Here is a 12424-nt window from a genome sequence, read left to right on the forward strand (position 1 = left end):
ACCTCCTCAAGATCAATCTGTCTTCTGCCAGTATTCCCAATTCTCACATCCCCATGAATGAGCAGCCTGCTAATTGACCAAAGTATTATAAACAAATAGCTCCTTGCTAAGACGCATGAAGAAGAAGTGTGACTATATGATGAAGGCTATGAAAATACCTTTGCATATATATACAAACTGATTTATAATTAGCCCAGTGATTATCCAGAGTAAATGTGAATATGGAAAGAAGAACAGGAGAGATATTATGAAAAAATGGGGTATATTGTTAGCAGCGGTTATGATGCTTACGATGGTCTTGGCCGCTTGTGGTCAGGAAAAAAATAGCAACAACGGAGCTGCCAATACAACGGGGAACAATCAAAGCCAAAATGAAACACAAGGCTCCCAGCCGGAAACAGATGTTGCCAAGAAGCTGATTCTGGGTACAAGCGCAGATTTCCCGCCATATGAGTTCCATATCAAGAATGAACAAGGTGCGGACGAGATTGTTGGCTTCGATATCGAAATTGCCAAGGAGATTGCCAAGGACATGGGCGCGGAGTTGGAAATCAAGGACTTGAAATTCGATTCCCTGCTGAATGAGCTGGCTAGCGGCCGGATTGATCTCGTCATTTCGGGACTTAGTCCAACACCAGAGCGTGCCGAGCAAATTGACATGTCGAAAATTTACTACACGGCGGAGCAAGCTGTTGTTACCCGTGCGGCTGACAAAGATAAATTTGCTACCATGGAATCGCTGGAAGGAGCCAAGATCGGGATACAGCTAGGCTCTATTCAAGAGGGTATTGCTCAAGAGATTCCAAATGCCAAGCTGACAGCGCTGGCCAAAATCAATGATATTGTAATGCAACTTAACACCAACCGCGTAGATGCGGCCATTCTGGAAGGTCCTGTTGCTGAATCTTTCGTGAAGAATGTAGAAGGCTTGGTCATTACCGATGCTAAAGTGGAGAACGAAGATGAAGGCTACGTTATCGGTGTGAAGAAGGGCAATCAGGAACTGCTTGATCAAGTGAACACAACGCTCGACCGCTTGCTGGGTGACGGCAGCATCGACCGATTCGTTACAGAAGCGAGCGCGCTAGCCGAGAAATAATCGCGATTGTTACCTTGCAGAAAATAGCGGAGCATTCTTCGCTATTTTCTCTTTTTTTGGTTAAAAGGTTAAGGTAACGGAGGAGGAATAAAGGTTTTATGGAACTGATCTCAATGTTTGTGGAATATCGAAGTTATTTTCTAGCAGGTGTGCAGTATACGCTGTTGCTGGCAGCCATCAGTGTGGTATGTGGCTTTATCCTTGGTCTTGGCATCGCCATGCTGCGGATGTCTTCGTGGCGTGTTGTTCGGTTCTTCGGCCATGCGTGGGTGGAATTCCTGCGCGGTACGCCAATGATGGTGCAGTTATTGATCATTCATTATGGACTCGCCTTTATGTTCGATATTAATTTCACCCCGATTCAGTCTGGTGCGATCACGTTGTCGATTAACAGCTCGGCTTATCTGGCTGAAATCTTCCGGGCGGGGATTCAGGCAGTAGACCGGGGCCAAGGGGAAGCGGCTCGTTCCTTGGGCATGACCAAAGGAATGGCGATGCGGCATATCATTATTCCTCAGGCGATCAAATCGGTGCTGCCAGCCATCGGGAACGAATTTATTACGATTATCAAGGAATCCTCCATCGTATCGATTATCGGTACGACGGAACTGATCTTCCAATCCCAATCGGTAGTCACGATTACTTATGATGGTATGACTCCTTACCTGATCGTAGCCGTCATGTACTTTGTGTTGACTTTCACCCTGTCCCGCATTCTCGGGATTTTCGAAAGGAAGTTGAAGACCAGTGATCAACGTTAAGGGCTTGCATAAAAAGTTTGGAGCGTTGCATATTTTGCAGGGCATTGATCTCCAGATTTCCAAGGGAGAAGTTGTCGTAGTGATTGGTCCCAGTGGCTCGGGGAAAAGTACGTTTCTCCGCTGTCTGAACCTGCTGGAGACTCCAACGGAAGGCGAAATTCGCTTTGAAGGGGAGTTAATTAACGATAAGCGTCATAATATCAATCAGACCCGCGAGAAGATGGGCATGGTGTTCCAGCAGTTCAACTTGTTCCCGCACAAGACCGTCATGGATAATATTACTTTGGCACCAATCCGCGTTAGAAAGAAAAGCAAGGCCGAAGCGGAAGCCTCTGCCGTAGAACTGTTGCGTACAGTTGGACTGGAGGATAAGCGGGACGGCTATCCGTCTCAATTATCAGGGGGTCAGAAGCAGCGGATTGCCATCGCGCGTGCCTTGGCTATGGAGCCGCATGTGATGCTGTTCGATGAGCCTACCTCGGCACTTGACCCCGAGATGGTGGGCGAGGTGCTGGACGTCATGAAGAAGCTTGCTGAACGGGGGATGACGATGGTCATCGTCACCCATGAAATGGGCTTTGCCCGCGAGGTAGGGGACCGTATCCTCTTTATGGATCAGGGCGTTATTCTGGAGCAGGGTACCCCGCAGCAGGTGTTTGGCTCTCCACAGCACCAACGTACTCAGGATTTTTTAAGTAAAGTGCTTTAAGAGGTTGTTCATAAAAGGCTGTCGAGTGATGATCTCGGCAGCTTTTTTCTTTATGTATTCTGATTTTGCTTGCGCCAAATATGAAGAACAAAATGTAACGTTTGTGGCTCCCGAATTATGCATGTTGGAGTTATTTTCCAACCACGGCTTGGTGGCCATCAATGAATCTGCATGGCTCTTACCACCTTCGTAACAGTAGATGAGCGCAATTGGTCGGATTTACCTGTCCAACTGGTTACAAAATTGTGATATATTCATTAAGGCCGAAAGCGAACCGGCAAATGATATATAAGGAGAGGGACAACCTTGAACAGTAATATCAGAACCAAAATCGCCAAGGCAGCCATTGTTGCTGCAAGTGTAACCCTTTTATTTCAAAATACAGCGGCACATGCCGAATCGGTACATAAAGCCGTATCCAAGCTGAACGTCGTCTCTGAAGAGGTCGTTGTAGCTTGGGGCAAGACGTTTACTTACTCCAATACAATACAGGTCAAAGCGTCAGCCTATAGCAAGGCCGCCAGCGAGAATGGCAAATGGGGGGCCGTTGATTATTTGGGCAATCCGCTGAAGTTGGGTACGATTGCGGTCGACCCCAAGATCATCCCGATGGGAACCAAGGTCCTGGTGACAGGCCATAGCCATGATGGCTTGCCGGATCAAGCTTTTGTGGCGACGGCTACGGATCAGGGCGGAAGCATTAAGGGGAACCGCATTGATATTTTCATTCCAGGCAGCCAATCCTTTGTCAAAACGTTTGGCTACCAAGATGTAAAATTATATGTACTGGACTAAATTGTTCAGCTAACTTTTAAAAGCAAAGAGCTCCTTGAGGGAGCTCTTTTGTTATATCAGATCACCGGGAAGCACTGGTCTGTAGCAGCTCGGCCAAGTCCACGAATTCGTAGCCTTTAGCACGGAGCGTTTCTATAATGTCAGGCAGAGCCTCAATAGTACCGGACAGATCAGAACCCACGCCCCCGCCGGCATGGAGCAGAATAATTGCACCCGGCCCGGTGGCCTGCAGCACATTCGCTTTAATTTGTTCCTTGTTCAGCCCTTTCCAGTCCAGTGAATCCACGTTCCAGTTCACAATCTTATAGCCATTTGCTTTGGCCCACTTAACCTGCTCCTCATTAATTTCCCCATACGGCGGGCGAATGAGCTTGGGTCGATAACCTACGGTGCGCTCAACAACCTGCTCTGTGCGTTCGATTTCGCTAACGAACTGTTTTACCGTACGCTTGCGGAAAGGGGGATGGTTGAAGGAATGATTTCCGATAACATGACCTTCTCGGTGCATTCGCTCCAGTAAAGCCGGAAATTTCTTCGCCCTTGCCCCAACAACGAAGAAGGTCGCCTTGGCCCCTTTTTGACTTAAGATTTCAAGGATTTGCGGAGTGAATCGGGGGTCGGGGCCATCATCAAAGGTAAGGGCTACCTGCTTCGTATCCGGCCCACGGAATTTAAAGGTCTCCGAGTATTTCTTGCGCAGCTCTCCCAGACTGGAAGGCTTATCGCGCACGGAGGCCTGAGCGGTACTGATTGGAACAGTAACGAGCAACACCAGGGTTAGAAACAACACCCATTTCTTGCGCAAATCAGGCAATGCTGCACCTCCATTCATCGTCCTATTGTTATGTCCATTTGCTTAAAATTTATGAAATTTCGGAACATTAGGGTGTTCAGCTATGCCTCAGCTACTCGTAGTGACAAATATCACAGACTGTTGGCGCGAAAAACTGGCATTCTGTGATGAAGCGAACAAAAGAACGAGGTGGATTCATGGCAACGGTGATAGCTAATCAGCAGGTAGCCCAAGGGGTCTTCAAGCTAGAGGCCGAAGGGCAGTTTACAGGGAAAATGGGACAGTTTTACATGCTTCGCGCGGGTGAGCGTTATCCATTGCTGTCGCGTCCGATCAGCATCTTCAATATAAGCGGCAGCCGAATTGAGTTTTTGATTTTGGAAGCTGGCGAGGGAACGGCCATATTATCGGCATTGAAGCCTGGTGATCCCTTGGAATTGGAAGGGCCGTTTGGCAATGGATTTACCTTGCCGAAAGGAAAAACGGCTTTTATTGGAGGGGGCATCGGTATTGCTCCTTTTTATTATGCGCTCAAGGAAGTACCAGAGGCAGATGTGTATCTGGGCTTTAGCCGTGAGTCCTATATGGTGGAGGAATTCGAGCAAGCCGCTATGGGACAGGTAACAGTGGACGTGGGCGGAGTTATTTTGGATCAGGTTGATTTTCATGCCTATGATACGATAGTGGCTTGCGGTCCTCATCCCATGCTTCATGCCGTTCAGCGCAAACAGGCGGAGAGCGGCACGCAGGCCAAGGTCTACGTATCTCTGGAGAACCGGATGGCTTGCGCTATAGGGGCATGTCTGGTGTGCAGCGTCAAATGCCAGGATGGACGGAAGAAGGCCTGTACCGATGGTCCGGTATTCCCTGCCGAGGAGGTGGTGTTCCAATGATAGATACTTCTTGTAGTATCGCGGGTGTAGCGTTCAAGAACCCGATCGTCATGGCCTCCGGCACGTTTGGATTCGGGAAAGAATACGGCGCATTGTACGATATTAACAAGTTGGGCGGTCTGTCTGGAAAAGGGCTCACCCTTCATCTCAAAGCCGGCAACGATGGTATTCGAGTAGCGGAGACCGCCTCCGGCATGCTTAACAGTGTTGGCCTGGAGAACCCGGGCGTAGCTGCATTTCTGCAAGAAGAATGTCCACGCTGGGAGTCGCTGGATCTGGCTCGGATCGCCAATCTGGGTGGCAACACGATTGAAGAGTATGTGGAAGGGGCCCGGTTGATTGATGAGGACGCTGCTTGGCGGGCGCAGGCTGGCCGTCAGGCCGTCGATATGATTGAGCTTAATATCTCCTGCCCCAACGTCAAGGCGGGCGGTATGGCCTACGGTATCAATACTGAGATAGCCCGTGAGGTAGTACGTCAGGTGCGCGGAGCCACTACACTGCCGCTGGTGGTCAAGCTATCGCCCAATGCCGAAGACATTGTAGGCATGGCGGTGATGTGCCAGGAGGAAGGGGCAGACGGCGTGTCACTGATTAACACCTTCTCGGCCATGAAGATTGATATCTACAAGCGACGCAGCATGTTCGATAATCTGTATGCCGGCTTGTCCGGCCCAGCCATCAAGCCGATAGCCCTTCGTATGGTGCATCAGGTGTGCCGAGCGGTAACGTTCCCCGTCATGGGGATGGGGGGAATCAGCAGTACGGAGGATATCATTGAGTTCATTATGGCTGGAGCTACTGTCATTCAGGTAGGGACGCATAACTTCGTCCAAATGCGGGCCGGGGAACAGCTTGTAGCAGGCCTGGAGGCCTTTATGGAACAGGAAGGGATAAGCAGCTTGGACGAAATCCGTGGAATCCTATAAAATGAAGACAATCTCGTTTATATAGGAGGAACGGCAACGTGAACTATGATGATATCAAGCTCAAGGCAATTCCTGTGGGCCGGGATTTGCTACTTGTCATAACGGGTGGCGTAGCGCATATCGGCTCAGCTTCTACCGCCTATGCAGCAGGCGAAGGAACAGAGGTGCAGACCTCTGCTGTTCCTGGACATAAGGAGCATACGCTGAGTGGAGAGTTTGCCCAGCGCGCTGCGGCCGCTCTTCAGCGGACCGTGACGGTTGTGATGGGCATTCATTATGATGACCTCACGAAGGAAGAGATTATCGCCATCTCAAGACAAGCTTCCGAACTGCTTGATCAGTATTTACAAGAGCAGCAGCGTAACGATCCGTTTGAAGGATGATTACGCTGCTGTTTCTTTTCAAATCTGGTTCAAATTTCATCAGTATCAGTCCGGCGCTCAATGGCCTCGGACATGGTCTTGTCGGTAAGATGGGCGTACACCTCAGTCGTTTCTGTGGAGGCATGTCCAAGTTGTTCTTTGGTTTTATAGATATCATTTTGCAAGTAATAGTCCGTGGCAAAAGAATGACGAAGCTTATGAATGGTCAGATAAGGCTTGCCAAAGCGTTTGGCATACTTGATAATCATGGCCTGCATGGCTCGCTTGGTCATGCGTTTGCCCTCCTTCTGGCCGTTAGGAATGGCAACGAAAAGGGCTTTTTCTCGCTTGGGCGTATGATAACGCTCCTGGCGCAGCACGAGATAGGCTGCTAGGTCCTCCTTGGATTGCTCGCGAAAGTAGACGGGAGTCTTGAAGGTCTCATCGTTATTCCCTTTACGGTAGACGTAAATCAGCTTATTGGCCAAATCCAGATCATCTATATTCAAATTCACGACTTCGGACACACGGAGCCCGGAATTCAGAATCAGGCTGACGATGCAGGCATCGCGTTCGCTGTTCAGTCTATATGCGTACAGGGCTTGCTTGTTATCGGTGATATCCTGACCATAACCTTCCGCGACGTAAGCAATAAACTCCATCAGTTCGTCTTCCTCCAGGATCTTTCCTTTTAGCTTGGCCGCAGTATCCTTGGGCTTGTGAATCCGCTTGATTTCTACCTTGGCCATAATATTACGCTTCAGCAAGGGATAGAAATGCTCATCCTCGGCAATCTGGCTCAAGTAATGAAACAAGGAGCGCAGGGAGGACATTTTTCGCGAGACGGTGATTCTAGAGTTAGTGCCTTCCGTACGGGTTGTTAAATGCAGTCGGTAGCCAACAATACTCTCCATATGTAAGGTTTCCAGGTCAAGCAGGGTGATATCTGCATTCTTCTCTGCGGAAGTCAGTCCTTCAGCCCGAAGCCAGGTCAGAAATTGCTCATAATCCCGAACGTATTCCAGCAAAGTGGAAGGGGAAAGGTCAGGTAGCTTATAGTCGATAAATTGCTGAATGAACCAAGGCAAGCTAACTACCTTCTCATCCAGCTTCTTGCGGTCAATGACCCTTTGAATTTTCAATGAATACCCCTCCAATCTAAAAAGCGTGTTGAATCATGGGCAGCCTGCGGTTGGTACGGGCTACAGTAGCTAACGGACCAGGAAAATATAATCCGGATCGCCATGGGCTTGCGGCACCTCACAGCTCTCCACGCGTCCGAAAAATTCCTCCAGTTGTCTGGCGAAATCAGGGGAAGGGGTAGCGCTCCAGAAGGACAGGCATCCTCCTTCACGTAGCCGGGAACGAAGCGCCTTTAGACCTTCAACATCATATAAAGAGGCATTGTCGTCAAATACTCGCCAATCCGGCCCATTATCGATATCCAGACATATCAGATCGAATGTCTCGCGAGTCTCTCGTAACCACGTGACTAAATCTGCATGGACCAACCTCGTCTTGGGATGAGCCAAGGCTTGTCCGGATGCCTCAGCCAATATAGACCGGTTCCATTCAATAACCTTATCTTCAATTTCAACAACGGTGACGGTGTGAACGGTTGGGTCAAGCAGGGCTTCCTGCAATGAAAAGCCTACACCCAAACCGCCGATCAGCACATGATCCCGCCGGGAAGTGAGCTGTAGCGCGCGGCGAACCAATAACCGCTCTGAGTCACCATTATAGGTCGCCATCAGAAAGGTACCATTGCTAATGACTTCGAAATACTCTCCTCTGCGCTGCAACTGAATTTCGCCGCGAGGCGTAGTGGCCCGTTCAATGACTTGGGCGGGACAATCTACATCATTCATAGTTTGTATCCTCCTTGTAATCGAACATAATTATTGTTATGTAAACTATATCCGTTTGCCTTGCCTTTTTGGAGCGAAGCAACGCTAATAGACATAAACTTATCGTACCATAGCATGGATGTGGAGAAAAATGAATACATCACAAGTCATTTGACAAGCTGTCCTGTCGTTGTATAATTCCATTAGATAAGGGGGATGTGGCTATGCAGGCCCATGAAATCATGATCAAGCAAGTATATAAGGTCAAAGAGAGCGATACGGTCCGGTCGGTGATTCAGAGGTTTATGGAGTACCGGATCAGCGGCCTTCCCATTGTTAATGAGCGGAATGAAATCGTGTCTTACATCAGTGATGGAGACATTATGCGGTATATCGGCAAGCATCGGGATGTGGTCGTCGATTCGTTCTACTATGTAGCGGTATTCGAAGGGGATTCAGAAGCCTTCGAGCAACGGGCGCAGCGCCTGCTTGATCTCAGCGTCATGGAAATAGGCAAGAGGAAGGTCATTAAAGTTTCATGGGATGAAGAATTAGAGAATATTGCCGCAATCCTGGGGAAAAAGCAAATCAAGAAGCTGCCCGTGGAGCGCAATGGTGTCCTGGTTGGAATCATCAGCCGAGGGGATGTCATCAGGCACTCTTTCAAATCCTTGCTATAATTGGTTTGGAACGTCACTTCAAAGGAGCTACGCAACAATGAAATTTAGTGTTAAGCACTTATCCTTTTTTGTTATACAGGTCGAGGGCAAGGAGGGGCAGGGAAAGAACTACAAGCATTATCAAACGTTGGACGGTTATGAATATCTGGATAGCGAGGTCAAGCTGTTCCTGGACGGTGAGTTCAAGCGCATCGCAAAGCGCAAGGTAGATAAGAATCCCGCTGTGGAGCAAGCGCCGACGAAGATCGGCCGTTTTATCGTTGAGCCGGGATATGAGCTTGATAGCAATCCGAACTTCAATATGTTCGCCCGATTGCGGGCCGCAGATAATAAAGAGGATTATAAAAATGCCTGCGACGATCTAGTCCGTGGTTATCTGGATGCAAGTGCAGTCCGGGGCGGCGCTTTGATCGTCGTCCAAGCCGATTTGGACAATTATTCAGAGCCTCCATTTATCTTCGTACTTAAATGCGACTTCGAACCGAAGATTGCCCGAATCTCCGATGAACGCAGTCTGATCAGTCAGGTAGAGATGGCCATTAGTGCCCGGAACATGAAGTCCATTCAATATCCGTACATGGAAGAAGAGGGATTGGTAGATGAATGGGAGTTGAAAATCCATCAATCCTCCCACGCCAAATATTTCGAGGACTTTCTTCGCTTTGTTACCTACGAGCTGTCCATTCCCGAGATTGTTAATGAGCAGGTATTGGAGTACGTTCAGACCTTTGTAGAAACGAAATGGCCTGATGAAGGCGGGGAAGAGCGCCAGCAAGTCGAGAAGGAGCTGGAACTATGGGCGGCCAGTGAGAAGCGGGACATTCAGGACAAATGGGAGCCTGAGCAGGTATATGAAGCTGCGGAACGTATCATTGAAATTAAGCCGGAAATTGAGCTTAAGTTCCGTATCGGCGATACGCTGGTGAAGGGGCGACTGGCGGACTTTGGCGATCAGATTCATATTGCCAGGCTGAACGGTCGATATGCCGTCATTCTTGAAGGGGATTCCTTTACGTTCGACAAGGCCTTCTCACCGGTCGAGCTGTTACAGCCTGAGCCCTTTGATCGCGTAGCAGAGCGCCTACTGGAGAAGAAGCAACCCGAGGAAGAAGACGATATGCTGCCACCGTTTTAGAGGGGAGAAGGATAGTCTAATTTAACGTTTAATTAATTAGGTGAATTATATTAATTAATTATATTAACTATAGTTGAATTCCCTATATAATGGGGCTTAACTCACAAATATATGACATAGAAAAGAACCTTCACGCCCCTTCCTCAAGAAGTGGTTGTGAAGGTTCTTTTGTAGAAATCTTATAGCTCCAGCTTAGCAATCTCTGCCTTTAGCTTGTTCGCTGACGCGTGGAATTGTGCCAACTCCTCATCGCTAAGCTGCAGGTCCAGCACTTCACGAACCCCGCTGCGATCCACGATGCTTGGTACACCGAGATAAACGTCGGATATCCCGTTGTAATCCTTTAATAATGTCGAAACATTCAGGACAGAGGCTTCATTTTGAAGAATAGAGACAATAATCCGGTCCAGTGCTAATGCGATGGCATAGGAGGTTGCCCCTTTGGCATTAATAATTTCGTAAGCAGCGTTCTTCGTGCTGTTGAATATTTCTTCCTGATCCTCAGCAGAGAACTCCAGCCCAATGCCAGCCACGTTAGCCAAGCTCCAGAGTGGAAGCTCTGAATCGCCATGTTCACCGATAATGTGGGCGTGAATACTACGCGGATTGATCTTCTTGTTCTGTCCGATTAAATAACGGAAACGAGCGCTGTCGAGCAGCGTACCGGAACCAATGACGCGATTGGAGGGGAAGCCGCTTTTCTTCAAAGTTACATAAGACAAAATATCCACCGGATTTGTGGCAACCAGAATGACGGCATGGTCGTTATATTTCACAATATTCTGAATAATGCTATCAAATATATCGGAGTTTCGCTTCAGCAGATCAATTCTTGTCTCTCCAGGACGCTGAGAAGCACCGGCTGCAATGACGATAACATCGGCATCGGCACAATCGCTATAATCTCCAGCCCATAACTTGACTCCGCCAGTGAAGGGCAGTCCATGATTCATATCCAGTGCTTCGCCGAGTGCCTTTTCCTTATTTGCATCAATTAATACAAGCTCCGAGATACGCTCTCGTAGCAGCAGTGTGTACGCGGTCGTAGAACCTACTGCTCCGGTTCCGATAATAACGACCCGACTGGAACGTAACTTGTTCTTCATGTTCTCATCTCCTAGGGTAGTATTCTGCAAGTTTTAGATTACGCTAATATTGAGATTATTAACCTCGTCATTAGCCGACGAGAAATGCATTTTTGTACCAATTTCCATTGTACTCCATAAATGCCCTCAATTTAAAGTAAAATAGGGGATTTTCATTTTTTAAACAATGAGTAACATAATTTATGTTATGTTAACTAAATTAGTCATCTGGAATTTGTTATTACTTTGTAACCACAGATTAACGATTCTGTAAGGATGAAACTCTCTATTTATATTATTCTAGTACATAGAGATAAGAGAGAGGAATCCGGTGATTGGCTATGCCGTCTTACATCAGCAGAAGAGAACAACACACAAATCGCTCCAAACGCACGCACTCTGCAAAATTTGTCGTTATTACGGCTATGGCCTTGTCGCTCGCGGCCATGACTTTGACTGCAGCAGCCCTTATTCCAGTAATATCTGGCTCGAACCCGAATCGGCACTACCGTGCGGAACAAGTGGTGCCCCCTGGTCTGGCTGCCTCGGAAGAAAATTTGGAGGAGGGAACTTCGGTTGCCAAGCCGGAGCCAGTTGCCAACCCGGCACCTACACCGCAGAACCCCGTTTCCGTTCCCGAACCGGTCAAGCTTCCACCTCCAGCTCAGCAGCCACCAAATACGGTTGTAGAGCAAATCAACAAGCCGGATACCCCCAAAGTTCAAAAAACGATATATTTAACCTTTGATGACGGTCCTGGGAAGTACACCGAGCCTTTATTGGAAATCATGGAACGCTATCAGGTTCACGGCACTTTCTTCATGATCGGCAACCAGCTTGGTGGTCATCAACAAGCGGTCAAGGATGCGGCAGAGGCAGGTCATTACATCGGCTTACATAGTATGAGTCATAGCAAAAAGAAGCTGTATGATAGCGGAAATGCTGATCATTTTATCGCTGAATTTACCAAAGAGCAAGAAATGGTCAAGGCGTTGATCGGGACCTCACCTGCGTTGATTCGTGCACCTTATGGCAGCAAACCGGAGATTAACCAGGCTTTTCGCGATGAGATTGCCGAAGCAGGCTTCAAAATGTGGGACTGGACGGTAGACTCTAAGGACTGGAAGAATGCTGCCAAGCCAGAGCTGATCTTACAAGAGATCAAGCGGCAGGTGAAGGGAGATACGGAGGTCATCTTATTGCATGAGAAGGCGCAGACGGTGGCCATGCTCCCTCAAATTATCGAGTATTTGCAAGAAAAAGGATATGCGTTCGCCGTATATAAGCCAGAGCAGCATTTTTCTGTTAATTTCGACAATGATCCAAGGCTCTAACC

Annotated in this window: 13 protein-coding genes and 1 pseudogene; 10 read left to right on the forward strand and 4 right to left on the reverse strand. The window is 48.3% G+C overall.

Translation table 11 applies throughout. From position 1 onward, the window contains the following. Positions 1 to 247: 247 nt before the first annotated feature. The 4 genes and pseudogenes from BN3279_RS19150 to BN3279_RS19165 form a co-directional block, all read left to right on the forward strand. Positions 248 to 1099 (forward strand): transporter substrate-binding domain-containing protein, encoded by an 852-nt coding sequence (locus BN3279_RS19150; protein WP_059053031.1) that lies wholly within the window; start codon positions 248 to 250, stop codon positions 1097 to 1099. A 98-nt stretch (positions 1100 to 1197) separates the two neighbouring features. Continuing rightward, the gene (locus BN3279_RS19155) at positions 1198 to 1860 is read left to right on the forward strand and encodes an amino acid ABC transporter permease (protein WP_059053032.1); all 663 of its coding nucleotides are present in this window, start codon (positions 1198 to 1200) and stop codon (positions 1858 to 1860) included. Further along, a complete protein-coding gene (locus tag BN3279_RS19160) occupies positions 1847 to 2569 on the forward strand; it encodes an amino acid ABC transporter ATP-binding protein (protein WP_059053034.1) in 723 nt (240 codons plus the stop codon). Before BN3279_RS19155 ends, BN3279_RS19160 begins: the two co-directional genes overlap by 14 nt. A 447-nt stretch (positions 2570 to 3016) precedes the next feature. Continuing rightward, positions 3017 to 3364, forward strand: a pseudogene (locus tag BN3279_RS19165) (3D domain-containing protein); the annotation flags it as partial. Between the two features lie 61 nt (positions 3365 to 3425). On the opposite strand, the gene BN3279_RS19170 reads toward BN3279_RS19165, so the two are convergent. After that, on the reverse strand, positions 3426 to 4178 hold the full coding sequence (locus BN3279_RS19170; RefSeq protein ID WP_059053038.1) for a polysaccharide deacetylase family protein: 753 nt from the start codon (positions 4176 to 4178) through the stop codon (positions 3426 to 3428). A 176-nt stretch (positions 4179 to 4354) separates the two neighbouring features. On the opposite strand from BN3279_RS19170, the gene BN3279_RS19175 reads away from it, so the two are divergent. Genes BN3279_RS19175 through lpdD form a run of 3 tightly spaced genes read left to right on the forward strand, consistent with a single transcriptional unit; the run spans position 4355 to position 6362 of the window. Then, positions 4355 to 5050 carry a dihydroorotate dehydrogenase electron transfer subunit gene (locus BN3279_RS19175; RefSeq protein ID WP_059053040.1) on the forward strand — a complete coding sequence of 232 codons (696 nt, stop codon included), beginning with the start codon at positions 4355 to 4357 and terminating at the stop codon, positions 5048 to 5050. Then, positions 5047 to 5979, forward strand: a complete 933-nt coding sequence (locus BN3279_RS19180; RefSeq protein ID WP_059053043.1) for a dihydroorotate dehydrogenase — start codon at positions 5047 to 5049, stop codon at positions 5977 to 5979. The genes BN3279_RS19175 and BN3279_RS19180 overlap by 4 nt, the downstream gene beginning before the upstream one ends. Positions 5980 to 6017: 38 nt before the next feature. Then, positions 6018 to 6362: a prenylated flavin chaperone LpdD gene (gene lpdD, locus BN3279_RS19185; protein ID WP_059053044.1), complete on the forward strand. Its 345-nt coding sequence runs from the start codon at positions 6018 to 6020 to the stop codon at positions 6360 to 6362. A gap of 29 nt (positions 6363 to 6391) precedes the next feature. On the opposite strand, the gene xerS is transcribed toward lpdD, so the two are convergent. Together xerS and BN3279_RS19195 are read right to left on the reverse strand one after the other, a co-directional pair. Beyond that, positions 6392 to 7483, reverse strand: coding sequence for a tyrosine recombinase XerS (gene xerS / locus BN3279_RS19190; protein WP_059053046.1), 1092 nt, complete (start codon positions 7481 to 7483; stop codon positions 6392 to 6394). Positions 7484 to 7552: 69 nt separating this feature from the next. Beyond that, positions 7553 to 8209 (reverse strand): spermine/spermidine synthase domain-containing protein, encoded by a 657-nt coding sequence (locus BN3279_RS19195; protein WP_059053048.1) that lies wholly within the window; start codon positions 8207 to 8209, stop codon positions 7553 to 7555. Between the two features lie 203 nt (positions 8210 to 8412). On the opposite strand from BN3279_RS19195, the gene BN3279_RS19200 reads away from it, so the two are divergent. Beyond that, the gene (locus BN3279_RS19200) at positions 8413 to 8868 is read left to right on the forward strand and encodes a CBS domain-containing protein (RefSeq protein WP_059053050.1); all 456 of its coding nucleotides are present in this window, start codon (positions 8413 to 8415) and stop codon (positions 8866 to 8868) included. Positions 8869 to 8905: 37 nt separating this feature from the next. Further along, positions 8906 to 10003 carry a DUF3900 domain-containing protein gene (locus tag BN3279_RS19205; protein ID WP_059053052.1) on the forward strand — a complete coding sequence of 366 codons (1098 nt, stop codon included), beginning with the start codon at positions 8906 to 8908 and terminating at the stop codon, positions 10001 to 10003. A 179-nt stretch (positions 10004 to 10182) separates the two neighbouring features. On the opposite strand, the gene BN3279_RS19210 is transcribed toward BN3279_RS19205, so the two are convergent. Then, a complete protein-coding gene (locus tag BN3279_RS19210; protein ID WP_059053054.1) occupies positions 10183 to 11109 on the reverse strand; it encodes an L-lactate dehydrogenase in 927 nt (308 codons plus the stop codon). A 320-nt stretch (positions 11110 to 11429) separates the two neighbouring features. Between BN3279_RS19210 and BN3279_RS19215 the strand changes: the two genes are divergently transcribed. After that, positions 11430 to 12422, forward strand: a complete 993-nt coding sequence (locus tag BN3279_RS19215) for a polysaccharide deacetylase family protein (protein ID WP_232436890.1) — start codon at positions 11430 to 11432, stop codon at positions 12420 to 12422. Positions 12423 to 12424 lie beyond the last annotated feature (2 nt).

Origin of the sequence: Paenibacillus senegalimassiliensis (assembly GCF_001486585.1) — a bacterium.
Taxonomy (GTDB): Bacteria; Bacillota; Bacilli; order Paenibacillales; family Paenibacillaceae; genus Fontibacillus; species Fontibacillus senegalimassiliensis.